This window comes from Phenylobacterium sp. (assembly GCF_013822795.1).
In the GTDB taxonomy this organism is placed as follows: Bacteria; Pseudomonadota; Alphaproteobacteria; order Caulobacterales; family Caulobacteraceae; genus Phenylobacterium.
The window spans coordinates 79,459-103,324 of sequence record NZ_PNLB01000012.1; the positions used below are offsets into that span (position 1 = coordinate 79,459).

Genomic DNA, 23,866 nt, shown 5'->3' on the forward strand with positions numbered 1-23,866 from the left:
GGTGAACTGTTCGTGGTGACGGGCGCGGAACAAGCCCCGCGCGTGAGAGACAAAAACGGGAGGTAACGATGCTCCAGAAGCTTCGCCGTCCGGCGACCACGTTTACGATCACCCAGCTTTGCCGCGAGTTCGGAACGACTCCGCGGGCGCTCCGCTACTACGAGGAGCAGGGCCTGCTTTCGCCGAGCCGCGAAGGCCAGGCGCGCATCTACACCTATCGGGATCGTGCGCGGCTGACCCTGATCCTGCGTGGCAAGCACGTCGGGCTGTCGCTGGCGGAAATCCGCGACATCCTCGATCTCTACGAGCGCGACGACGACCTGATCGCCCAGAACACCCAGGCCCTGGGCAAGTTCAAGGAGCGCATCAAGGCCTTTGAAGCCCAGCGTCACGAGATCGACCAGGCGATCGAGGTGTTGCACGACGCCAGCGCCCGGCTGGAAGCTGCGCTCGCCGAGCGCGCTGGCCGCGCCGCCTTCGGCTAAGGCTGATCCCGTGGCGGTCTAGAACCCCGCCACGGGTCCTTTCCAGGCCCCGGCCGCCAGCGCCAGGAACAGCAGCAGTCCAGTCAGGTGGTTGGACTTGAACAGCGCCAGCGCCAGCGGTCCGTCGTTGACGTCGACGCGGGACGCCTGACGCGACAGGTGCATGCCGAACAGCGCCGCCAGCGGCAGAAATAGTGGGCCCAGGCCCCCGGCCCAGGCCGCCGCCAGCGCCAGGGCGAAACTCAGCACATAGAAAGCCAGCACGCCCTTCTGGACGTTCGCGCCCAGGCGGCGGGTCGAAGACTTGATCCCGGCCAGGGCGTCATCCTCCAGGTCCTGGATCGCGTAGATCGTGTCGTAGCCTAGCGTCCAGAAGATCCCGGAGGCGTAGAGCAGCACGGCCGCCAGCGTCAGCCGCCCGATCTCCAGCTGCTCGACTGGCGCCAGCGCCACGCCGCCGACCTGGGCCGCCAGCCAACCATAGGCGCTGACCGATCCCGTGGCCGCCGCGAAGCCGAGCAGCGCGCCCCAGTTGAAGGTGAGGCCCAGCCACGCCTGCGGCCACCAGGTGATGCGCTTCATGAACGGATAGCCGGCGACCAGGGCCAGCGAGGCGACGCCCAGGCCCACCGCCAGCGGCGTCATGCTGAGCAGCAATCCCAGGGAGATCAAGCTGCAGGCGACGATGAAGCCCCAGGCCTGCCGTACGCTGATCTGGCCGGAGGCGACCGGGCGCATCGCGGTGCGCGCCACCTTGGCGTCGAAGTCGCGGTCGACGATGTCGTTGAACGCGCAGCCGGCAGCGCGCATCAGCGCCGCGCCGACGAAGATCTTGGCCAGCAGCAGCAGGTCGGGCAGCTTGCCGTCCATCGCTGCGGCCAGCGCCGCGCCTTGCCAACCCGGCAACATCAGCAGCCAGATGCCGGCAGGACGGTCGAAGCGGCCGAGCTTCAGCCACGGCTGCAGAGCGGCGGGCGCGTGGCGGTCGACCCAGTTACGGGGCGCGGCGTCGGGAAGCTGGGCGGTCATGGGCAGGCTTTACTCCGCCTGTGGCGTTGCAGCCACTCCTAGCCTGCAACTTAGCGGTGCGGGTGAAATAACACCGGTCATAGTGATTGACAGGGCAAATCCATGCGCGCAGGTTGCGGCTCGTCGTCGTCCGGCCCCGCAACCATCTGATAGGGAGGTGATCATCGTGAAAGCTGTAAATCATCGCCTGCAGATGCCGCTTGTCGCCGTGATCGCCTATGCAGGACGGTTCCGCGACTAGGTCGCGCCCGGCCCCGCCAGCGGGCTGATCTGCACCTCCATCGTCAGCATGCCCGCGCGATCCGTCGCGCAGCCCTGGCGTTCCCCGATTCCACGGATTCCCTCTTCGCAACGCGCGGAATCCGTCCGTCTCGAAAGACGACGACATGCCTATCGCCGAACCCATTTCGGTCCCGACGAACGCCCCGCACCCCAATCGCTATGGGGCGATGTGCACCGAGGTCTACGATCTCGACAAACCGCCCGGCTCGTTGCCCGACGTTCCATTCTATCTGGAGCGCCTGGCTGGAACCGACGGCCCGATCCTGGAGGCCGGGGTCGGGACGGGGCGGCTGCTCATCCCGCTGCTGGAAGCCGGGCTGGAGGTGGAAGGCTTCGACCGCTCCGCCGACATGCTCGCCTCCTGCGCTCGCCACTGCGCCGCGCATGGCCTTTCGCCCGCGCTCCGCCAGGCCAGGTTCCAGGACTTCGGCTACGACCACGACTTCGCGGCGATCCTCGTGCCAGCCGGGACCTTCACCCTGCTCGACAACTTCGCCGAGGCGCTGGCCGTGCTGAAGCGGTTCTTCGATCACCTCCGTCCCGGCGGGCGGCTGCTGATCGACCTGATGCCGCTTGGCTACCTGACCAACGAGCGGCCGGACATCCGCACCTGGACGACGCCATCCGGCGACGTGCTGCGGATCGAGGGCCGGGCTGTGGAGATCGATCTCGTCGGCCAGCGCCGGGTCACCCACGACCGCTACGAGCGCTGGCGTGACGGCCGGCTGGTCGAGACCGAGCTGGAGGTGATGGCCTTCCGGCTCTGGGGCCTGAAGGAGTTCGAACTGGCGCTCGCCGCGGCGGGCTTCACGGACATCTCCGTCGGCGCCGATCACCAGTCCGGACGGCCGCCCGGCCGATCGAGTCGAATACTCAATTTCGAGGCCCGGCGACCCGTCTAGGGGCGCGGCAGAGGCGCCGGGGTCCGTGCTCCCCCACGGGCTCCGGCACCCACCCTCGAAGTCTCAATTTACCCCCGGCGCCTGCCGGGCCGATTTGTGAAATCCGTTATGACCGACATTCTCGACGACGACCTCGACCGTCCCCGAACCCTGACCAACCGCCAGGTGCTCGGCTTCATGGCCGGGCACTGGATGCGCGAACCGAAGAAGTTCGCAGTGATCATCGGCTTTGGCCTGGTGGCGACGATCTGCGACCTCTCGATCCCATGGGCCACCCGCGGCCTGATCAATGCTGTCTCGAGTCCGGAGAAGGTGCCCGAGGCGGCCTGGATCGCCTGGGCGTCGCTGTCTGGCCTCTACCTGGTCTTCTACATGTCCCGGACCAGCATGTTCCGGGTTATGAACGGCTTCTACGCCCGGATCATGTCGCGGATGGTCAAGGAAGGCTTCGCCCGCGTGCAGGCCTTCTCGTCCGACTGGCACGCGTCGAATTTCGCCGGCGCCACGGTGCGGCGGGTCAGCCGCGCCATGTGGGGCTATGACAGCGCCGCCGACGCGCTGATCGCCATGCTGTTGCCGACCGTCCTGGTGCTGGGCGGCCTGGCGATTTCGCTCGGTTTGCGCTGGCCGCTGGCCGGCCTGTTCGTCGCCGTCGTGATCGCGGTGTTCGCCACCTACAACATCCTGATGTCGGTGCATTTCGTGCGGCCGGCCAACCTGCGCTCCACCGCCCTCGATTCCGAGATCGGCGCGGCCCTGGCCGACGCCATCGGCGCCAACCCGACGGTCAAGAGCTTCGGGGCCGAAGAGCGCGAGGAGGCCCGTTTCGCACAGACCGCCGACGCCTGGCGCAGGGCGGTCAACAAGACCTGGGACCGCTTCAACGTCATCGGCCTCGGTCAGAATCTGCTGCTGATCATCCTGCAGGCGGGCCTGACCGGCTTCCTGGTCCATGCCTGGGCCCAGGGGCAGGCGACGCCGGGCGACGTGGCGTTCGCGATCACCTCGTTCATCGTCATGGCCGGCTACATGCGGAACTTCAGCGAGATCACCCAGATGCTCCAGAAGGGCCTGGACGACATGCTGGACGTGGCGACCTACATGCGCACCGAGCCGCAGCTGAACGACCATGCGCAGGCGCGGCCGTTCCGCGGCGACCTGGGCGAGGTGATCTTCGACCGCGTCACCTTCGGCTACGCCAAGCAGCCGCGGCCGCTCTACGAGGGCTTCACCCTGATTGTGGCCCCGGGCGAGCGCATCGCCCTGGTCGGGCCGACCGGCGCAGGCAAGTCCACCTTCGTGAAGCTGATCCAGCGCCTGTACGACGTGCAGGGCGGTCGCATCCTGATCGACGGCCAGGACATCTCCAAGGTCAGCCAGACCAGCCTGCGCCGCGCCATCGCGGTGGTGCCGCAGGACCCGGCGCTGTTCCACCGGAGCATCGCCGAGAACATCGCCTATGCCCGGCCTGACGCGACGCCGGACGAAGTGATGCTGGCGGCCAAGCGGGCCCGCGCTCACGACTTCATCGCCCGTCTGCCGAACGGCTACGACACCCCGGTGGGCGAGCGCGGCGTGAAGCTGTCCGGCGGCGAGCGCCAGCGGGTGGCGATCGCCCGCGCTTTCCTGGTCGATGCGCCGATCCTGGTGCTCGACGAGGCGACTTCGTCGCTGGACGTCGAGACCGAGCGTCAGGTCCAGGCGGCCATGGAAGAGCTGATGGTGGGCCGCACCACCATCGTCATCGCCCACCGGCTGTCGACCATCCGCGGCGCCGACCGGATCCTGGTCTTCGACCAAGGCCGGATCGTCGAAGAAGGCCGCCACGCCGAACTGATCGACAAGGGCGGCGCCTATGCGCGGCTGCACGCCGTGACCGAAGGAATTGACCAGTGACCGACCACTACGAGGACTCCGAGGACCAGAAGCAGCGGACCCTGCCTAACCGCAGGGTCATCGGCTTCGTCATGCGCTACTGGCTGCGCCGACCGGGCCTGCTGAGCGGCATGGTGCTGTTCAGCCTGCTCTCCATCGCCGCGGACATGGCCATCCCGCTGGCCGCCGGAAAGCTGGTCGACGCCGTCGCCGAAGGACCGCAGGCGGCCAATGTCGCCTGGGGCGCCTGGGCGGTGTTCGTCGGGCTTTATCTGGTGCTCTCGGTGGTGCGGAACATCGCCAACAAGTTCTGGAACCCGCTGGCGGCGCTGAACATGCGCGATCTGACCAACGAGGGCTTTGCGCGCATCCAGTCCTTCTCGGCCGATTGGCACGCGGACGCCTTTGCGGGCGCCACCGTGCGCCGGTTGTCGCGGGCCATGTGGGGGTATGATCAGGTCTCCGACGCCATCGTCATGTGGATCGGTCCGGCCCTGCTGGTGCTCATCGGCCTGTCGGGCATGATGATCGTTCGCTGGCCGATGGTGGGGTTCTTTTCGCTGACGGTCGTCGCGCTCTACATCGCGTCCAACGTGATCCTGACCGCCAAGTACGCCCGGCCGCTGAACCAGCGGTCGGTGGCCCTGGATTCGCGGATCGGCGGCGCGCTGGCCGACTCCGTCACCGGCAACGCCACCGTCCGCAGCTTCGGCGCCGAGGCCCGCGAGAGCGCCCGCATCGGCGAGATCACCGAGACCTGGCGCGGGGCCGTGGTTCGTACCTGGAACCGCTTCACCGACCTCTGGCTGATCCAGAACATCCTGCTGGCGGTGCTGCAGGGCGGGCTTACCGGCCTGCTGCTGCTGCTCTGGACGCAGGGCAAGGCGACCCCCGGGGACGTGGCCTTCGGCATCACGGCCTTCCTGGTGATGAGCGGCTACCTGCGCAACATCGGCGAGAACGTCCGCATGTTGCAGAAGGGGCTGGACGACGTCGAGGACGTGGCCCGCTTCTCAGAGATCGAGCCCCAGGTCGCCGACCGTCCGGGCGCCGAGCCGCTGGCCGGACACCTAGGCGAGGTGGTCTTCGAGAACGCCACCTTCCGCTACAAGTCCGTGAACGAGCCGCTGTTCAGGAACTTCTCTCTGACCATTCGTCCGGGCGAGCGCGTCGCTCTCGTCGGGCCGACGGGCTCAGGCAAGTCCAGCTTCGTCAAGCTCGTCCAGCGGCTCTACGACCTGGATAAGGGCAAGATCCTGATCGACGGCCAGGACATCGCCGAGGTGCAGCAGGGCTCGCTTCGCCGCGCCATCGCGGTGGTGCCCCAGGATCCGGCGCTGTTCCATCGGACCATCGCTGAGAACATCGCCTATGCGCGCCCCGACGCCACGGCCGAGGAGGTCGCGCTCGCCGCCCGCCGCGCCCGTGCGCATGAGTTCATCATGAAGCTGCCGCTGGGCTACCAGACCTTGGTGGGCGAGCGCGGAGTGAAGCTCTCGGGCGGCGAGCGTCAGCGGGTGGCCATCGCCCGGGCGTTCCTGGCCGATGCGCCGATCCTGGTCTTCGACGAGGCCACCTCGTCGCTGGACGTCGAGACCGAGCGCGATGTTCAGGCGGCGATGGAGGAGCTGATGGCCGGACGCACCACGATCGTCATCGCCCACCGCCTCTCCACCGTGCGCAACGCCGACCGGATCCTGGTCTTCGAGCAGGGCCACATCGTCGAGGAGGGCCGTCACGCCGAGCTGGTGAAAAAGGGCGGCGCCTATGCCCGCCTGCACGCCGTCGCCGAGGGGACGGTCTGACGCTGACACGGGCATGGCCGCCCGTGTTAGATGACCCCCAGGGCCGCGTTGGCCCTGGGGGAATCGGATGACCTACGTCGAACAGGTGGTGCAGTGGTTGCGTGACCGCCTGGCGCGCGAGCCGTCGCTGGCCGATCCGCGTGAGCTGAACGTGGCGCTGCGGGTGCTGGCGGTCTGGCGCTCGCGGGCGATCGCCAGCGGTTACATCCGCCAGTACGGCGCCAAGATCATGCAGGGGCCCTTTGCGGGCATGGACTATGTGACCACCGCCACCGAGGGGGCGCTGACCCCGCGGCTGATCGGCACCTACGAATCCGAACTGCATCCCTATCTGCGCGACTTCGCGGCCAAGGATCTGGACTGCGTCATCGATGTCGGCTGCGCTGAGGGCTACTACGCCGTCGGCCTGGCCCGCCTGATGCCGGCGGTCACGGTCCACGCCTTCGACATCCAGGAACATGCGCGGCTGGCCTGCGCCGAACTTGCGGCCAAGAACAATGTCACTGACCGCGTGATCATCGGCGAGCGGTTCGAGCCCGACGGGTTCGAGGCCTTCAAGGATCGCCGCTGCCTGGTGCTGGTCGACATCGAAGGGGCCGAGGACGACCTGCTGCGGCCGGACCTGTCGCCCGCCCTGGCCGGCATGGACCTGATCGTCGAGACGCACGACGTCTATCGTCCGGGCGTGCTGGAGCGGCTGGTCGAGCGGTTCACGCCGACCCACGACATCGTCCGCCTCGATCCCCAGCCTAAGACCCTGCCGCTGCCGGACTTCCTGAAGGGCGCGAGTCATCTGGACCAGCTGCTGGCGGTCTGGGAATTCCGGCTGCAGGCGACGCCTTGGCTGGTGATGACGCCGAAGGCTAGCTGAGCGCGGCCGCCAGCGCTTCGGCCAGATCGCCCCTCGGCGCGACCTCGACGCGGTCCAGGCCCAGCCAGCCGGCCATCAGTTTCAGCTCGGCGGCCAGCAATCCCGGCGTCGCGGCGTTTGCGCTGGGTTCGGCGTGGGCGGCCTGCACCATCAGCACGCCTTTCTTGCGCTCGGCCTTCAGGTCGACACGGGCGGTGATCGCCTCGCCCTGCAGGAACGGCAGCACGTAGTAGCCGTGCACGCGCTTGTGCGCCGGGGTGTAGATCTCCAGCCGCACCTTGGTCCCGAACAGTCGCTCGGTCCGCTCGCGGAACCAGATCAGGTTGTCGAACGGCGAGAGCAGGGCGTTGGCGGTGATCTTCCGCGGCCGACGCGCGTCGGCGTGCAGATAGGCGCCGTTGTCCCAGCCCTTGACCTTCACCGGGACCAGATCGCCGGCCTCGACCAGCTCCGCGATCCGCGCCTTGGTCTCGGCCACCCCCATCCGGAAGTAGTCGCGCAGGTCGCGTTCGGTGGCCACGCCCTGGGCCTGGGCGGCGATCCGCAGCAGCTCGCGCTGCGCCTCCTCGCGTGGCGGCGGCTCGGCCAGGATATCCCGGGCAAGCACCTTCTCGGGCAGGCCATAGACCCGCTCGAAGGTCCCACGCCGCGTGGCGGTGGTGAGGTCACCGACCCAGAACAGGCATTCCAGCGCCCGCTTGCCCTCGCTCCAGCCCCACCAGCTGCCCGCGCCCTTGGCGCCGAGGCTGAGTTCGGACGCCGGCATCGGCCCGCGGGTTTCGATCTCGGCCAGGCACTTGTCGATGAAGTCGCCGTGGCTGCGCAGGAACCGGGCGACGCCCTTCCAGACGCCGACTCCGGCGCGGGCGTCGTCCATCCGCCAGCGCAGCAGCCGGTGCGTGGCCGCCGGCAACAGCGAAGCCTCATGCGCCCAGTACTCGACCAGGGCCGGGCGCTTGCCCCAGGCGATCTCCTCCAGCAGCGGCCGCGGATAGGCCCCCAGGCGCGAGAACATCGGCAAGTAGTGGGTGCGCGAGACGACGTTGACCGAGTCGATCTGCACGACGCCCAGCCGCTCGATCACCTTCAGCAGGTGGCGTTTGCCGGGCGCGGCCGGCCGGCGCTCGGCGAAGCCCTGTGCAGCCAGCGCTATGCGTCTGGCCTCGCGGGCCGAGATCTCCTCCACCCCCGTCACGCGCGGCTACTTGTTCAGCCGGCCCTCGGCGATGGCGCCGATCTCAAATTCGAACAGGACCTTCGAGTCGGGCTTTTCGACTGCCTTGGCGAGTTCCTTCGGGGCGATGGTCCGCACCACATGGCGCATCACATTGAGCCGGGCGGTCTTCTTGTCGTCGGTGACGACGCAAACCCACGGGGTCTCAGATTGATGGGTGCGGGTAAGCATGGCGTCGCGAGCCTGGCTGTACTCTTCCCACTTCTCCTGGGCCACGTCGTCCAGCGGGCTCACCTTGAGAGCCTTCAGAGGGTCTTCCCGACGCTCCTTCAGCCGTTCGGCCTGTTCTTCACGGCTGATGTCGAGCCAGATCTTGATCAGCCGAGTTCCGCTTTGGACCAGCATTTCCTCGAAGTGCGGCACGTCGCGGAGGAAGATCTCCTGTTCCTCGTGGGTCGCGAAATCCATTACGCGCTCGACGCCGGCTCGATTGTACCAGGAGCGGTTGAAGATCACGATCTGGCCGGCCGCCGGCAGGTGCGCCACGTATCGTTGGAAATACCACTGCGTGCGCTCGACGTCGGAGGGCTTGGGTAGCGCCATCACCCGCGTCGCGCGAATCGACAGGTATTCCGTCATCCGTTTTATCGTCCCATCCTTTCCGGCCGCGTCGCGGCCCTCCAGAATGATCAACACCTTGTCGCCGCCGGTCATGGCCGCTTGCTGGTACTTCACCAGAGCGAGTTGCAGCTCAATGAGCTCGGCGTCGTACGCGTCGTCGTCAATGTCTGACTTTGCCATCCCGAGAGCCTAGTCCTGATCACGCCGCCAGGGCTAGAACCTCGTGCATGATCCGTCTTCACGTCGCCCCCGACATCGCCCAGGACGTCGCCCTCGGGCTCGACCACGGCCAGAGCCACTACCTGACCTCGGTGATGCGCCGGGCGGTCGGCGACGAGGTGCTGGTCTTCAATGGCCGCGACGGCGAATGGCGCGCGGCGATCGAGGTGGCCGGCAAGCGCGGCGTCATCCTGCGGCCGACCGCCCAGGAGCGCGTCCAGGCGTTCGGGCCGGACCTCGACCTGGTCATCGCCCTGGTCAAGCGCTCGCGCGTCGAGACCATCGTCGAGAAGGCCTCCGAGCTGGGCGCGCGCCGCGTGCGGCTGGTGATCACCGAGCGCACCAACGCTGAGCGCACCCGCGTTGACCGGCTGAGCGCCATCGCCGCCGAGGCCGCAGAGCAGACCGGCCGTCTCGACGTGCCGGAGATCTTCGAACCTGTGAAGCTCGCCAAGCTGATCGAGGGCTGGGACGCCTCGCGCCGGCTGCTGTTCTGCGACGAGGCCGGCGACGCCAAGCCGGTGCTGGCGGCCGTCAACGGGGCTCCGCCGGCGCCCTGGGCGATCCTGATCGGACCGGAAGGCGGCTTCTCACCGGCTGAGCGCGACGCCTTGCGGAACCTTCCCTATGCGACGCCCGCTACCTTAGGACCGCGGATTCTGCGGGCCGACACCGCCGCCATCAGCGCCCTTACCCTCTGGCAGGCTGCTCAAGGCGATTGGCGTAGCCTTGAGGATTCCTGAGGCGCCTTGAGGTTTCCTGAATTGCGCCCACCTGTCTGAGCGGCGTAAAGATCGCGCCGCTTTTGGCTGGATTGGGCTGGGGAGAACGAGATGGCCGACGTCGTGACCGACGAGCGACCCCTCACGCTAGAGGACCTGGTCCGCTGGTTTGAAGCGGGCGAGAAGCCTGCCAGCGCTTGGCGCGTGGGCGCTGAGCACGAGAAGTTCGTGTTCCGACTGGGGACCACCGAGCCGATTCCGTACGAAGGTCCGGCCGGCATCCAGGCGCTGCTGAACGGGCTGACGCGATTCGGCTGGAAGGGCGTCTACGAGGGCGACAACATCATCGCCCTGGAACGCGGCATGGCGAATGTCAGCCTCGAGCCTGGCGGCCAGTTTGAACTTTCCGGCGCGCCGCTGGAGACCATGCACGAGATCTGCGAGGAAACCGGCCAGCACCTGACCGAGGTGAAGGCTGTCGCCGACGAGCTCGGTCTTGGCTTCCTCGGCCTCGGCTTCACGCCGATCTGGCGTCGCGACGAGATCCCGGTGATGCCCAAGGGCCGCTACAAGATCATGCGCGAGTACATGCCCAAGGTCGGCAAGCTCGGCCTCGACATGATGTTCCGGACCTGCACGGTCCAGGCCAACCTCGATTTCGGCTCCGAAGCCGACATGGTGGCCAAGTTCCGCACCAGCCTCGCGCTGCAGCCGATCGCCACCGCGCTGTTCGCCAATTCGCCGTTCATCGAGGGCAAGCCGTCCGGCTTCCTGTCGGCCCGCGCCAACGTCTGGACCGACACCGATCCGGACCGCACCGGCATGCTGGACTTCGTGTTCGCCGACGGCTTCGGCTACGAGACCTACGCCAACTACGCCCTCGACGTGCCGATGTACTTCGCCAAGCGCGACGGCAAGTACGTTGATCTGGCCGGTAAGTCGTTCCGCAAGTTCATGGCCGGCGAGCTGGCCGAGCTGCCCGGCGACCGCCCCAGCCTCAAGGACTGGGCCGACCACACCACCACCGCCTTCCCCGAAGTGCGCCTCAAGCAGTACCTGGAGATGCGCGGCGCCGATTCCGGGCCCTGGAGCCGTCTGTGCGCCCTGCCGGCGCTGTGGGCGGGGATCTTCTACGATCAGGCTGCGTTGGCCGCCGCCTGGGACCTCTGCAAGGACTGGAAGGTCGACGACCATGAGCGCTTGCGCGCCGACGTCGCGCGCCTGGGCCTCAAGGCGCAGGTCAACGGCCGCAGCGTCCAGGACGTGGCCAAGGACATGGTCGCCATCGCCAAGCAGGGCCTGAAGAACCGCAATCGGCTCAGCGCCGGCATGGTCGACGAGAGCGGCTACCTGGCCGAACTCGAAGAGATCGCCGACAGCGGGATCACCCCGGCCGAGCGCCTGCTCGAGCTCTACAACGGTCCGTGGAAGGGCGACGTGCGCCGGGTGTTCGAAGACTTCGCCTACTGACCATGCTGGCCGGCTCGTGCCACTGCGGGGCCGTGCGCTTCCAGGTCGAGGCGGAGATCACCGAACTCACCACCTGCGACTGCTCGCTGTGCGTGAAGAAAAACGCCGTGATGGCCAAGGCGCCCGCGAGCGCCCTGACCATCACGGCCGGCGAGGAGCACTTGTCGCTCTATCGCTGGAACACCGGGATCGCGCGGCACTATTTCTGCAGCCGCTGCGGGATCTACACCTTCCACCGCAAGCGCGCGGCGCCCGACCACTTCGGGATCAACGTCTTCTGCCTGGACGGTTTCGACCCGAGCACGATCCCGGTGCGCGCCACCGAGGGCGTCGGGATGTCTCTGGAGGATACAGACGCGCGGCCGGAATGGCCCGGACCGCGCACCGGCTGAGTCGCCTAGCCCTCAGGGGACGGCGAGGTGACGTTCGGCGGCCAATGGTCGCGCTGGCTGGAGCCCGAACCGCTGTCGGTGTGCTGGACGATCTGGTCCACCGCAGCGTGGGGGTGCTTGCGGTCGACCAGCACGTCCTCGACCGCATAGACCTCGACCTTGTCCGGATAGAAGGCCAGCCGGCCGCGGATCGCGTCCATCGCCGGATACGGCTCCTCGTAGGTCCAGACCGCGTTCTCGGCGAACCGGCCGTCCATCAGGATCGTGTAGTAGGCGCAGTCGCCCTTGTACGGACAATGGGTTTGGCGGTCGGATCGCGAGAAGTACTCCATCGAGACATCGGCTCGCGGAAAGTACGCGACCGGCGCATAGCTGGCTTCGGTTAGGATCAGGACATCGCCGCTGTCGGCGATCACATGCTCGCCGTACATGACCCGCCAACGGGTCTTGGCCGGGGTGATCTCGATGGGGTGGTCGGGGCCGGGGGTCAGCATGGGGACGCTCCTCCTTCGTGCAGATGCAACGCTCAAGGTGGGGTCTGAGCTCCGCCATTGCCAAGCTTCAGGCGCCCGATTGCTTGTGCTCGGCCCGGCCGCGTGATCTTCTCCCGCCAAATTAGCCCGGCGGGGGCGAAAACGACCCCCTGAAGAGCCGGCAGCCCAAGGAATCGGAATACCGCCCTCATGAACATCGTAATCCTTTTGGGGATCGTCATTACGTTGGCGACCGGGATCCCCGTCCTCATGCAGTTGCTCAAACAGCATCCGCGAGGACTGATCATCCTGTTCTTCGCCGAGATGTGGGAGCGGTTCTCCTACTACGGGATGCGCGGCATCCTGATCTTCTTCCTGACCCAGCATCTGCTGTTCGACGACGCCACCGCCGGGGCGCAATACGGCTCCTACACCAGCCTCGTCTACTTGCTGCCGCTGATCGGCGGCCTGCTGGCCGATCGCTATCTCGGCACCCGCAAGGCGGTGGCCTTCGGCGCCCTGCTGCTGGTCGCCGGCCACCTGACCATGGCGGTCGAGGGCAAGCCCGCGACCCAGCAGCTCGTCTATGGCGGCCAGAAGTACGAAGTCGTCGCCGAAGGCCGCATGGAATCGCGGACCGTCAAGCTGATGGTCGGCGACAAGGCTTATGATTTCGGTCCCGCCGAGGGCGGCGGCCTGGAGATCAAGGGCCTGCAGGCCGGCGGCCCGCTGCCCACTGTCCTGGCCAAGGACAGCTACACGATGGAGAAGCAGGTCGATCCGCTCGGCAAGAACGCGTTCTACCTGGCCGTTTCGCTGATCATCATGGGCGTCGGCTTCCTCAAGCCGAACATCTCCACCATCGTCGGCCAGCTCTATCCGCAGGGCGACCCGCGCCGGGATTCCGGCTTCACCCTCTACTACTACGGCATCAACCTCGGCGCCTTCTGGGCCTCGGTGCTCTGCGGCCTGCTCGGCCAGACGGTCGGCTGGTGGGCGGGCTTCGGCCTCGCCGGCGTCGGCATGGCCCTGGGCTGGATCGTCTTCGTGCTCGGCAAGCCGCTGCTGCAGGGTAAGGGCGAACCGCCGAACCTCGAACTTCTGAAGGCGCCGATCGCCGGCCCGATCAACCGCGAATGGCTAATCTACATCCTCGCCATCCTCGGCGTCGCCCCGATCTGGCTGCTGGTGCAGAGCAACCAGCTGGTCGGCTGGGCGCTGGGCGTTTCGACCATCCTGGCGCTGGCGTTCATCGCCTACTTCCTGGTGGTGAAGTGCGGCAAGATCGAGCGCGAGCGGATGATGCTGGCCCTGGTGCTGATCTTCGGCTCGGTGGTGTTCTTCACCCTCTTCGAACAGGCCGGCACCTCGCTGAACCTGTTCGCCGCCCGCAACGTCGACCTGATGGGCATCTCCGCGGCCCAGACCCAGTCGTTCAATGCCGGCTTCATCCTGATCTTCGCCCCGATCTTCGCGGCGTTGTGGGCCTGGCTCGGCGCCCGCGGCCGCGATCCGAACCCGACCCTGAAGTTCGGCTTCGGCCTGCTGCAGGTCGGTCTCGGCTTCCTGGTCGTGGTCTGGGCCCAGGGCCTGGCCGACGACAACTACCGCCTGCCGCTGATCATGCTGGCGCTGCTCTACATGCTGCACACTACGGGCGAGCTCTTCCTTTCGCCGGTCGGCCTGTCGGAGATCACCAAGCTGTCGGTGGCCTCGGTGGTCTCGTTCATGATGGCGGTGTGGTTCCTGTCCTCTTCGATCGCCCAGTACGTCGGCGGCATCATCGCCGGCGCCATGGGGACCGAGACGGTCGGTGGCCAGGTGCTCGACCCAGCCGCGGCGCTGGCCACCTCGATGGACGGCTTCAACAAGCTCGGCTGGGCCGGCGTCGGCGTCGGCGTCGTGTTCGTGGTGCTGAGCTTCTTCATCAAGCACTGGGCCCACGGCGCCAACAATCCGGCCCACGCCCAGCCCGAGCCGATCGCGCCGGTGCTGGACGGTGAGCGCCAGGCCGTCAACCCGGCCGCCATCCGGGCCGACCGCGAGTCCTAGGACGTCCGGCGCGAAGCGCTGACAAGAAGGGCCGGAGGCGTCGCCGCCTCCGGCCCTTTTCTTTTCGCTAAGCGCCGAACGTCTTGCGCACCCGCATCCAGTAGATCGAGCCGATCTGGATGTCGCGATCATCCACGAACAGCACGTCGGCGGTGTTGCGCGGGCCGTCATAGACCGTGCGCGTGTGGCGGAAGCCGCGCGAGGTGGCGTTCTGAATTTCGGCCCGGATCACGATGTCGGAGCGCGGCTTCCACTCGGCGAACAGCACCATGAACGGCTTCAGCTTGTCGGTCGAAATCTCGTCGAAGCGGTAGTGGGTCTCGCGCCAGCCGCCATAGAGGTCGACGCCCCAGTTCGTGCGCTGGACCGGCAGGTCGTGAGTGAAGTGGATCTCCCAATCGACGGGGTGCAGGCCGGAGATCTCCCGCGCCTCGCCGGTGGTCGGGTCATTGACCTCCGACCGTCGCCAGGTCGACTCGCCGCGGATCGTCGCGCCTTTGAAGCCGAACGGGGCCAACGGCAGGCTGAGCGTCAGGGCCAGCTCGTCCTTCGTCCCATCGCCGATATTGCTAGGCGCGTCGAAGACGCCTGCCGGGGTGAAGACCGGCGCGCGGTCGACGACGTCGGAGATGGCGTAGTGCCGGGCGGTCAGTACGAGCACGGCCCCGCCCTTGAAGCGCTGCTCGACGGCCCCCTCGGTGACCCAGGCCTGCTCGGGAACGAGGTCCGGGTTGCCGGCGGTGACCACTCCGGTGTTCAGCGAGGAGTCGGCCACGAAGTCGTCGAAGTCGAGCTGGTCGACCATGCGCTCGAACCGGAAGCGCACCTGCGTCGACGTGTTCGGCGCCCACGTCGCCGCCAGCCGTGGCTTGGGATAGTAGAGCGTCTTCTCCAGGCTGACGTCGCCGCTGGATTCGATGGCCGAGGCCTCGTAGCGAAGTCCGCCCTCAAGCGTCCAGATCGCGCTGGGGCGCCAGACGGCCTTCACGAACGCCTCGCCGCGATCTTCCTGCACGCGCACGTTCGCCGCCGGCAGCGGGATCGCCACGCCGTTCTCGGCGAACGCGGTCTCGCTCTCCAGCACGTTGATCGCGACCTCGGCGCCGCCTTCCAGCGAGAGCTTGTCGTTGGGACGGTGCTTCAGCACTGCACGGCCGATGGTCTCGCTGGTCGTGCGGTCCAGGGTGAAGTTGGCGTTCCGAACGCCGGCCGAGAAGTCCGAGACGATGTCGACCTGCGCGTCCTGGCGCAGGCCGATGACCTCCAGGGTGGTCTTGCTCCCGAAATCACGCAGGAAGCTGGCGCCCAGCTCGGTTTCCAGTTCGTCGTAATGGTCGACCGTCTTCTCGACCCGGTCGGTCGGGAAGACGATGTGGTTCACCTCGTCGAATTTGAAGCTGTCGTCGAAGGCGCGGCCGTTGAGCTTGAAGGTTCCGCCGGCCAGCGGCGTCGAGAAGGCCGCGGTGGCCGTCGTCTGGATGGTGTCGCCCTCCTGGTCGATATCCGAACGCTGGATCACCGCGCCGCTCGGCCCGGTGCGCACGCCCGGCCCCTCTCCGGAGCCGTCGTCGATGCCCTTGCCCATGTTGAACGAGGTTTCCCAGGTTCGCGCCGCGCTGCCGCCCGACAACTCGACGCGCGCGCTGACGGTGTTGCGGCCGTCATAGACGGAGCGGCCCGACAGAGCGACCAGCCCGCGGAAGCCGCCGCCCTCCTTGCGGATGACGCTGGCCAGCACTGACTTGCCCTGCATGTCGACGCCCGGGGCGCCGCCGCGGATGAGGTCGATGCGGGCCACCTGGGAGGCCGGGATCCGGCGGAGGATTTCCTCGAGGTTGTCGGTCTTGGTGGCCGGACGCCGGCCATCGATCAGGACGTTGCCGGCGGCGCCTTCGAAGCCGCGAACCGAATCGCCGGTGTCGATGTTGAAGCCCGGAAGCCGCAGGAGCATGTCGAGCGCGGTGGTCGGCTGGGCGGCGGCGAAAAACTCGGGCGGATAGCGAATGACGCCTTGGCTCTGCGACGGGGATTGTTCGACCGCGGCGGACGGCGGCGCGACAGTCTGCGCTTCCTGCGCCCCATCGGGCGCGGCGAGCGCAAGTGCTGAGGCCAAGGCCGAAACGAGCATGTAACAATTCCCCCAGAGATCACCTGCAAGTGACCTGTGGGGGCCGGGTGAGGCCAATTAATTCCCGGAAAGGTGGATTAAATCGGCGACATGTTTCGCCGCCCGCCGGACGAGCCGGCGGCGCTAGATGTTGGTGCCGCCGACCGTCAGGCCCGTGAGTTTCAGCGACGGCTGGCCGACGCCGACGGGCACGCTCTGGCCGGACTTGCCGCAGACGCCGACCCCGGAGTCGAAGTCGAAGTCGTCGCCGATCATCGTCACGCGCGTCAGGGCCGAGGGACCATCGCCGATCAGGGTCGCGCCCTTGACCGGCGTGGTGATCTTGCCGTCCTCGATCAGGTAGGCCTCGGTGCACTGGAAGACGAACTTGCCGTTGGTGATGTCGACCTGGCCGCCGCCGAAGTTGGCGCAGTAGAGCCCGCGCTTGGTCGAGGCGATCATCTCCTCACGCTTGTGCTGGCCGCCCATCATGGCGGTGTTGGTCATCCGCGGCATCGGCATGTGGGCGTAGGACTGACGCCGTCCGTTGCCGGTGGCGGTCAGGCCCATCAGCCGGGCGCTCATCCGGTCGTGCATGTAACCGACGAGGATGCCGTCCTCGATCAGGATGGTCCGCTCGGTCGGCGTGCCTTCGTCATCGACGGTCAGCGAGCCGCGGCGGCCAGGCAGGGTGCCGTCGTCGAAGACGGTGACGCCTGGCGCGGCGACGCGCTGGCCGATCTTGCCCGAGAACGCCGAGGTGCCCTTGCGGTTGAAGTCGCCCTCCAGCCCGTGGCCTACGGCCTCGTGCAGCAGCACGCCGTTCCAGCCGGGGCCGAGCACCACGTCCATCTCCCCGGCGGGGCAGGGGACGGCGTCGAGGTTGACCAACGCCTGGCGGATGGCCTCGTCGGCCTGCGACTGCCACTTGTCGGGCGCGATCCAGGCGTCGAAGCCGGCGCGGCCGCCGGCGCCCGAATAGCCGCTCTCGCGCTTACCGTCCTTTTCCATGGTGACCTGCACGTTGACGCGGCACAGCGGCCGCACGTCGCGGATCAGCCGCCCGTCGGCGCGCAGGATCTCCACGATCCGCCGCTCGCCGGCGATGCTGGCCATCACCTGGACAACGCGCGGATCGCGCGCCCGAACCCAGGCGTCGATCTCCTGCAGCAGGGCGACCTTGTCGGAGAAGGCGGGCGAGGCAGTGGGGTCGTCCTCGCCATAGAGCTTGGTGTTGGTGGCGCGCGGCCCCTCAGCCGAAACGCCGGAATATCCGCGCTTGGCCAGCGACGACGACGAGGCGGCGCGCTTGATCGCCGCTTCGGAGACTTCGCTCGAGTGCGAGTAGCCCGCGGTCTCGCCGGCGACCACCCGCAGGCCGAAGCCTTCCGACGAATCATACGAGGCCGACTTCAGCCGGCCGTCGTCGAACAGGAAGGCTTCGCTCTCGGAGCGCTCGACGAACAGCTCGCCGTCGTCGGCGCCGGCCAGCGCCTCGCCGAGGATTTCGCGGGCGCGTTCAGGGGCGACGCCGACAGAGTCGAGAATCGAGGCGGCGGGGGCGAGGGCGTTCATCGGTGGGTCTGCTTTCGGAAGGCGAGCCCACAGAAATAGGAGCTTGCGCCGCGATCGTCACCCCAATCCGCCCAGGAGCGGGTCCGGGATCACCGGCGACTTGATGGAAACTGCCTCGCTTAACCTTCCGGAGTTACGCGAAAACGGCCGTTTTTAGGCGTGGGCGTATGGTCCGAAGCGGCTCCATGTCGAGACATTGCGCCATAGGGGGTCTTAGCGCCTTGGCAAGCTAAGGGAGAGCGCGTATGCACCCCGGCTTAAGGGCGGGGCCTCGCGGTTTGCGCGGCGCTACGTCTTGATTCAGTCGGCGGGGGCGATCGTCTTTCGCGAGGCGCGGCCGGCCAAGCAGACCGAGGGGACATGAAGTCTAGGGTTCAGGGCATGCGGACGTGGGCGGCGGCAGCCGCGGCGGGCGCAACGTCGGCGTTCTGGGGCGTCCAGGCGTTCGCAGAGGAATTGATGGGTCAACCGACCCCGGGCGGCATCGGGCTGCAGCCGGCGGCTTCGCCGCTGAAGCATGCTGCGCACGATTTCCACAATCTTATCCTGCTGCCGATCATCACGCTGATCTGCGTGTTCGTGCTTGGCCTGCTGATCTGGGTCGTCGTGCGCTACAACAAGCGCTCGAACCCGGTTCCGGCGAAGTGGAGCCACAACACCCTGATCGAGGTGATCTGGACGATCGTTCCCGTCCTTATCCTGATGGGCATCTCGATCTTCTCGTTCCGCCTGCTGTTCGCCTATCACGACATGCCCAAGCCGGATTACACGGTGAAGGCCACCGGCTATCAGTGGTACTGGGGCTACGAGCTTCCGGACCAAAAGGTCGGTGAGTTCGTCTCGAACATGCTGCCCGAGGAGGAAGCCAAGAAGCGTGACGTTCCGTTCCGCCTGGCTTCGACCGAGCCGCTGGTCGTTCCGGTCAACAAGACCGTCCGCGTGCTGGTCACCGGCGCCGACGTGATCCACGCCTTCGCCCTTCCGGCCTTCGGCCTGAAGATCGACGCGATCCCGGGCCGTATCAACGAAACCTGGTTCAAGGCTGAGCGCACCGGCACCTTCTATGGTCAGTGCTCGGAACTGTGCGGCGTCGACCACGCCTTCATGCCGATCGAAATAAAGGTCGTGACCCAGCCGGAATTCGAGGCCTGGGTGGCTTCCAAGGGCGGTTCGATGACCCCTGACGCGCCGGCTCCGGCCGCTGCCCCGGCGGCGCCCGCCGCCGCGGCTGCTCCGGCCGCCGAAGGCGCTGCGACCCCGGCCGCCGCCACGGCGCCCGCCGCGGCTGCTCCGGCCGCCGCCGCGCCGGCCCCGACCTCCACGCCCGCCGCGCCCGCCGCGGCGCCGGCCGCGAAATGAGCCTAGGACATAGTAAGATGGCACAAGCCGCAGCTCACGATCATCACGACGAAGCCGAACATAAGCCCGGCTTCATCGCTCGCTGGTTCTTCTCCACGAACCACAAGGACATCGGCACCCTCTACCTGCTGTTCGCCATCATGGCGGGCCTGGTCGGCGGCGCCCTCTCGGGCCTGATCCGCTGGGAGCTCGCCGAACCGGGCATCCAGATCTTCAAGGAAGGCTCCTCGATCCAACTGTTCGGGCTCGTTGAGCAGTCGAAGCATGGCTACAACGCCGTGGTCACTGCGCACGCCCTGATCATGATCTTCTTCATGGTCATGCCGGCCATGATCGGCGGCTTCGGCAACTGGTTCGTGCCGCTGATGATCGGCGCGCCGGACATGGCCTTCCCGCGGATGAACAATATTTCGTTCTGGCTGCTGGTGGCCGCCTGGATCCTGCTGCTGGTCTCGATGTTCGTCGACGGAGGCCCGGGTAAGGGCTTCGGTGGCGGCTGGACGGCTTATCCGCCGCTCTCGACCACCGGCCACGCCGGTCCGTCGATGGACGCCGCCATCCTGGCGCTCCACCTCGCCGGCGCCTCGTCGATCCTCGGTGCGATCAACTTCATCACCACGATCTTCAACATGCGCGCGCCGGGCATGACCCTGCACCGTATGCCGCTGTTCGTGTGGTCGGTGCTGGTCACCGTCTTCCTGCTGCTGCTCTCGCTGCCGGTTCTGGCTGGCGCGATCACCATGCTGCTGACCGACCGGAACTTTAACACCCACTTCTTCGATGCGGCCGGCGGCGGCGACCCCGTCATGTACCAGCACCTGTTCTGGTTCTTCGGTCACCCGGAAGTGTACATCCTGATCCTGCCGGGCTTCGGCATCATCAGCCACATCGTCTCGACCTTCTCGCGCAAGCCGGTGTTCGGTTATCTGGCCATGGCCTACGCCATGGTGGCCATCGGCTTCATCGGCTTCGTCGTGTGGGCCCACCACATGTACACCGTGGGCATGAGCATCAATCTGCGCGCCTACTTCGTGGCCGCCACGATGGTCATCGCGGTGCCGACCGGCGTGAAGATCTTCTCCTGGATCGCCACGATGTGGGGCGGCTCCATCGACTTCAAAACCCCGATGCTCTGGGCGATGGGCTTCATCTTCCTGTTCACCGTGGGCGGCGTCACCGGCGTGGTCCTGGCGAACGCCGGCATCGACTACACCCTGCACGACACCTATTACGTCGTGGCGCACTTCCACTACGTGCTGTCGCTGGGCGCCGTCTTCGCGATCTTCGCGGGCTTCTACTACTGGTTCGAGAAGATCTTCGGCGTGAAGTACCGCGAGTGGCTGGGCCAGCTGCACTTCTGGGTCATGTTCGTCGGCGTGAACCTGATCTTCTTCCCGCAGCACTTCCTTGGCCTGCAAGGCATGCCGCGCCGCTACATCGACTATCCGGAAGCGTTCACCCTCTGGAACCATGTGTCGTCGATCGGCTACCTGGTGACCCTGGCTGCGGTCGGCATCTTCCTGGTCGTGCTGCTCGACGCGATGCTCTTCCGCCGCAAGGCTGAAGCCAATCCGTGGGGCGAGGGCGCGACGACGCTGGAGTGGACCCTGTCCTCGCCGCCGCCGTTCCACCAGTTCAACGAACTGCCGGTGGTCAAGCCGGACCTCCACTAGGTCCCGGCTCCCTAAAGACCTCTGTGGGGCGCGGGCTGGGACATTCCAGCGCGCGCCCTTCGGTCGTTTTGAGAGTATTGTAATGGCCATGTCGCCAGCCGTTCCACGCTCCAGCGCGCCCCCGCGGTGGCAGGACTACGTCCAGCTGCTGAAGCCGCGGGTCATGTCGTTGGTCATCTTCACCGCCATCACGGGGCTGGTCTGCGCCAACGCGCCGATCAATCCGGTGCTGGCCGGGGTCGCGATCTTCTGCATCGCTGTCGGGGCCGGAGCGTCGGCCGCGTTCAACATGTGGTACGACGCCGACATCGACGCCAAGATGCGCCGCACCCGCGCGCGCCCGGTGCCGGCCGGCAAGGTGCAGGGCGCCGACGCCCTCGCCATGGGCGCGGTGCTGTCGCTGTTCTCGGTGATGCTGCTGGGCATGACCACCAACTGGCTGGCCGCGGGCCTGCTGGCCTTCACCATCTTCTTCTACGCCGTCGTCTATACGATGTGGCTGAAGCGCTCGACGCCGCAGAACATCGTCATCGGCGGCCTCGCGGGCGCGCTGCCGCCGGTGATCGGCTGGGCCGCGGCGACGGGAACCGCGCCGCTGAACGCCTGGCTGCTGTGCGCGATCATCTTCATGTGGACGCCGCCGCACTTCTGGGCGCTGTCGCTCTACACCAGCGAGGACTACCAGAAGGCCGGCGTGCCGATGATGCCGGTCACCGCCGGCGCGGCTTCGACCCGCAAGCAGATCCTGATCTACAGCCTGCTGTTCGTGCCGCTGTGCATCGTCCCGGCGTTCACGGGCCTCGGCGGCATGACCTATCTGGCGGTCGCGGCTCTTGGCGGCCTGGTGTTCCTGATCTTGGCCTGGCGCGTGTTCCGCAGCCGTGCGGGCGAGACCGGCGGCCAGCGCAACGACGATGGCCTCTATGACGTCAAGGCCAGTTCGAAGGACGCGCGCAATCTGTTCGCGTTCTCGATCCTCTACCTGACCCTTCTGTTCGCGACCCTGCTGGCCGAGCACCTGCTCGACCTGCCCGCCGTCGGAGTATTCTAGTGAGCGAGCCCACCCCCGATCCGACCGTCGAAGCCCGCGCCCGTCGCGGCCGCAACATCGCATTGGCGCTGGGCCTGGTCCTGTTCGTCGTCCTGGTCTTCGTCGTGACCGTGGTGCGTCTGGGAGGCAGTGTTGCCCACCGGCCCTTCTAAGCCCGAGCGCACGCCGCTTCAGAAGCGCAACCGCAAGGTCGCCCTGATCGCGGCCGGCGGTTTCGTCGCCATGGTCGGCGCCGCGTTCGCCTCGGTGCCGCTCTACAAGGCCTTCTGCCAGGTCACCGGGTTCGACGGCACCGTGCGCAAGGCTGAGGCCGCGCCGGACAAAGCGCTGGATCGCAAGCTGACGATTCGCTTCGACGCCAACATCCGCGAGCTGCCCTGGACCTTCACCGCCGAGCAGGTGACCCAGGAAGTGAAGATCGGCCAGACGGGGCTCGCCTTCTTCAAGGTGACCAACAACAGCGACCAGCCGCAGACCGGCCGCGCGATCTACAACGTCGTGCCCGAATCGGCCGGCGCCTATTTCCAGAAGCTCGAGTGCTTCTGCTTCTCGGATCAGACGATTCCGCCGAAGACGACCATCGAATTCCCGGTCGTCTACTTCGTCGATCCGAAGTTCGCGGACGACTTCGAGACCAAGGGCAAGGGCGAAGTGACCTTGTCGTACACCTTCTTCCCGTCGGTGGAGGCCCAGCGCGGCGAAAAGCGCGCGGACGCCACGCCGTCAAAGCACTCTTCCGCCCTTGGCGTTCCGGCCAAGGCGGGGCTATAGCACACGCGAATTGTCATTCGCCGGTCCGAGAGAGGGGCTGGCGTCTGTAGGATCTGAGAGGGGTTAGGACCGAAATGGCCCACGGCGAAGTTAAGCACGACTACCACCTGCTGCCGCCCAGCCCGTGGCCGCTGGTCGGGTCGCTGTCCGCGACGATCATGGCGATCGGCGGGGTGATCTGGATGAAGGGCATGTTCGGCCTTCCCCAGCACTTCCCGTGGGTGTTCTTCGCCGGCCTCGCTGGCGTGCTGTACACGATGTACGGCTGGTGGTCGGACGTGATCAAGGAATCGAAGGCGGGCGACCACACCCCCGTCGTCTCGATCGGCCTGCGCTACGGCATGATCATGTTCATCGCTTCCGAAGTGATGTTCTTCGTCGCCTGGTTCTGGATCTTCTTCGAGATGGCCCTGTTCCACGGCCACCGGACCCTGTCCTCGATTGAGGAAGTCCGTCTGGCCTGGGCCACCTGGCCGCCGGCCGGCATCGAAACGGTTCCGGCCTGGAACCTGCCGCTGCTGAACACCCTGATCCTGCTGCTCTCGGGCACCACGGTCACCTGGGCGCACCACGCGCTGCAGCAGGGCGACCGCAAGGGCACCAAGATCGGCCTGATGCTGACCATCGCGCTCGGCGCCGTCTTCACCATGGTGCAGGTCTACGAGTACCACCACATCCTCGAGCACAAGTACTTCTTCGGCGGCGAGGGCGCGGAGAACTCCGGCCTGTACGGTTCGTCGTTCTTCATGGCGACCGGCTTCCACGGCTTCCACGTCCTCATCGGGACGATCTTCCTGGCCGTCTGCCTGATCCGCCTGCTGCGCGGCGGCATGAGCCCGCAGAAGCACTTCGGCTTCGAAGCCGCCGCCTGGTACTGGCACTTCGTCGACGTCGTCTGGCTCTTCCTGTTCGCCTTCATCTACGTGGTGTTCGGCGGGGCGGGCCACTAAGGCCCGCC

Annotated in this window: 21 protein-coding genes; 15 read left to right on the forward strand and 6 right to left on the reverse strand. The window is 67.1% G+C overall.

Annotated elements, in window-relative coordinates; translation table 11 throughout:
• Nucleotides 1-68: 68 nt before the first annotated feature.
• Complete coding sequence (locus C0481_RS12225) at nucleotides 69-485, forward strand: MerR family DNA-binding transcriptional regulator (RefSeq protein ID WP_293404065.1); 417 nt, start codon at nucleotides 69-71, stop codon at nucleotides 483-485.
• Nucleotides 486-503: 18 nt separating this feature from the next.
• Here C0481_RS12225 and C0481_RS12230 read toward each other — a convergent pair whose 3' ends face one another.
• Complete coding sequence (locus C0481_RS12230) at nucleotides 504-1,514, reverse strand: UbiA family prenyltransferase (protein ID WP_293404067.1); 1,011 nt, start codon at nucleotides 1,512-1,514, stop codon at nucleotides 504-506.
• 386 nt (nucleotides 1,515-1,900) lie between these two features.
• On the opposite strand from C0481_RS12230, the gene C0481_RS12235 reads away from it, so the two are divergent.
• From C0481_RS12235 to C0481_RS12250, 4 genes are all read left to right on the forward strand, one after another.
• A complete protein-coding gene (locus C0481_RS12235; protein WP_293404069.1) occupies nucleotides 1,901-2,698 on the forward strand; it encodes a class I SAM-dependent methyltransferase in 798 nt (265 codons plus the stop codon).
• Between the two features lie 108 nt (nucleotides 2,699-2,806).
• On the forward strand, nucleotides 2,807-4,594 hold the full coding sequence (locus C0481_RS12240) for an ABC transporter ATP-binding protein (RefSeq protein WP_293404071.1): 1,788 nt from the start codon (nucleotides 2,807-2,809) through the stop codon (nucleotides 4,592-4,594).
• Nucleotides 4,591-6,378 carry an ABC transporter ATP-binding protein gene (locus C0481_RS12245; RefSeq protein WP_293404073.1) on the forward strand — a complete coding sequence of 596 codons (1,788 nt, stop codon included), beginning with the start codon at nucleotides 4,591-4,593 and terminating at the stop codon, nucleotides 6,376-6,378. The genes C0481_RS12240 and C0481_RS12245 overlap by 4 nt, the downstream gene beginning before the upstream one ends.
• Nucleotides 6,379-6,445: 67 nt before the next feature.
• Nucleotides 6,446-7,249 carry a methyltransferase gene (locus tag C0481_RS12250; protein ID WP_293404075.1) on the forward strand — a complete coding sequence of 268 codons (804 nt, stop codon included), beginning with the start codon at nucleotides 6,446-6,448 and terminating at the stop codon, nucleotides 7,247-7,249.
• Here the strand turns inward: C0481_RS12250 and C0481_RS12255 are convergent.
• On the reverse strand, nucleotides 7,242-8,444 hold the full coding sequence (locus C0481_RS12255; RefSeq protein ID WP_293404077.1) for a winged helix-turn-helix domain-containing protein: 1,203 nt from the start codon (nucleotides 8,442-8,444) through the stop codon (nucleotides 7,242-7,244). The genes C0481_RS12250 and C0481_RS12255 overlap by 8 nt on opposite strands.
• A gap of 6 nt (nucleotides 8,445-8,450) precedes the next feature.
• Nucleotides 8,451-9,224: a polyphosphate kinase 2 gene (gene ppk2 / locus C0481_RS12260; RefSeq protein WP_293404079.1), complete on the reverse strand. Its 774-nt coding sequence runs from the start codon at nucleotides 9,222-9,224 to the stop codon at nucleotides 8,451-8,453.
• A gap of 47 nt (nucleotides 9,225-9,271) precedes the next feature.
• Between ppk2 and C0481_RS12265 the strand changes: the two genes are divergently transcribed.
• The 3 genes from C0481_RS12265 (at nucleotide 9,272) to C0481_RS12275 (ending at nucleotide 11,847) form a co-directional block, all read left to right on the forward strand.
• Nucleotides 9,272-10,006, forward strand: a complete 735-nt coding sequence (locus tag C0481_RS12265; RefSeq protein WP_293404081.1) for a 16S rRNA (uracil(1498)-N(3))-methyltransferase — start codon at nucleotides 9,272-9,274, stop codon at nucleotides 10,004-10,006.
• Nucleotides 10,007-10,096: 90 nt separating this feature from the next.
• On the forward strand, nucleotides 10,097-11,455 hold the full coding sequence (locus C0481_RS12270) for a glutamate--cysteine ligase (protein WP_293404083.1): 1,359 nt from the start codon (nucleotides 10,097-10,099) through the stop codon (nucleotides 11,453-11,455).
• Between the two features lie 2 nt (nucleotides 11,456-11,457).
• Nucleotides 11,458-11,847 carry a GFA family protein gene (locus C0481_RS12275; protein ID WP_293404085.1) on the forward strand — a complete coding sequence of 130 codons (390 nt, stop codon included), beginning with the start codon at nucleotides 11,458-11,460 and terminating at the stop codon, nucleotides 11,845-11,847.
• A 5-nt stretch (nucleotides 11,848-11,852) separates the two neighbouring features.
• Here C0481_RS12275 and C0481_RS12280 read toward each other — a convergent pair whose 3' ends face one another.
• Entirely contained in the window at nucleotides 11,853-12,341 is a 489-nt protein-coding gene (locus C0481_RS12280) for a DUF427 domain-containing protein (protein WP_293404087.1), read from the reverse strand.
• A 189-nt stretch (nucleotides 12,342-12,530) separates the two neighbouring features.
• Between C0481_RS12280 and C0481_RS12285 the strand changes: the two genes are divergently transcribed.
• On the forward strand, nucleotides 12,531-14,372 hold the full coding sequence (locus C0481_RS12285; RefSeq protein ID WP_293404089.1) for an oligopeptide:H+ symporter: 1,842 nt from the start codon (nucleotides 12,531-12,533) through the stop codon (nucleotides 14,370-14,372).
• 67 nt (nucleotides 14,373-14,439) lie between these two features.
• Here C0481_RS12285 and C0481_RS12290 read toward each other — a convergent pair whose 3' ends face one another.
• Entirely contained in the window at nucleotides 14,440-16,500 is a 2,061-nt protein-coding gene (locus C0481_RS12290; protein ID WP_293404091.1) for a TonB-dependent receptor, read from the reverse strand.
• 123 nt (nucleotides 16,501-16,623) lie between these two features.
• The gene (tldD, locus tag C0481_RS12295) at nucleotides 16,624-18,054 is read right to left on the reverse strand and encodes a metalloprotease TldD (RefSeq protein WP_293404093.1); all 1,431 of its coding nucleotides are present in this window, start codon (nucleotides 18,052-18,054) and stop codon (nucleotides 16,624-16,626) included.
• A 360-nt stretch (nucleotides 18,055-18,414) separates the two neighbouring features.
• On the opposite strand from tldD, the gene coxB reads away from it, so the two are divergent.
• The 6 genes from coxB (at nucleotide 18,415) to C0481_RS12325 (ending at nucleotide 23,858) form a co-directional block, all read left to right on the forward strand.
• Nucleotides 18,415-19,413: a cytochrome c oxidase subunit II gene (coxB, locus tag C0481_RS12300; protein ID WP_293404095.1), complete on the forward strand. Its 999-nt coding sequence runs from the start codon at nucleotides 18,415-18,417 to the stop codon at nucleotides 19,411-19,413.
• 17 nt (nucleotides 19,414-19,430) lie between these two features.
• On the forward strand, nucleotides 19,431-21,086 hold the full coding sequence (gene ctaD, locus C0481_RS12305; protein WP_293404097.1) for a cytochrome c oxidase subunit I: 1,656 nt from the start codon (nucleotides 19,431-19,433) through the stop codon (nucleotides 21,084-21,086).
• Between the two features lie 82 nt (nucleotides 21,087-21,168).
• On the forward strand, nucleotides 21,169-22,137 hold the full coding sequence (gene cyoE, locus C0481_RS12310) for a heme o synthase (protein WP_293404099.1): 969 nt from the start codon (nucleotides 21,169-21,171) through the stop codon (nucleotides 22,135-22,137).
• A complete protein-coding gene (locus C0481_RS12315) occupies nucleotides 22,137-22,289 on the forward strand; it encodes a hypothetical protein (RefSeq protein WP_267233248.1) in 153 nt (50 codons plus the stop codon). Before cyoE ends, C0481_RS12315 begins: the two co-directional genes overlap by 1 nt.
• Entirely contained in the window at nucleotides 22,270-22,908 is a 639-nt protein-coding gene (locus C0481_RS12320) for a cytochrome c oxidase assembly protein (RefSeq protein ID WP_293404101.1), read from the forward strand. The genes C0481_RS12315 and C0481_RS12320 overlap by 20 nt, the downstream gene beginning before the upstream one ends.
• 74 nt (nucleotides 22,909-22,982) lie before the next feature.
• Nucleotides 22,983-23,858: a cytochrome c oxidase subunit 3 gene (locus C0481_RS12325; protein WP_293404103.1), complete on the forward strand. Its 876-nt coding sequence runs from the start codon at nucleotides 22,983-22,985 to the stop codon at nucleotides 23,856-23,858.
• Nucleotides 23,859-23,866 lie beyond the last annotated feature (8 nt).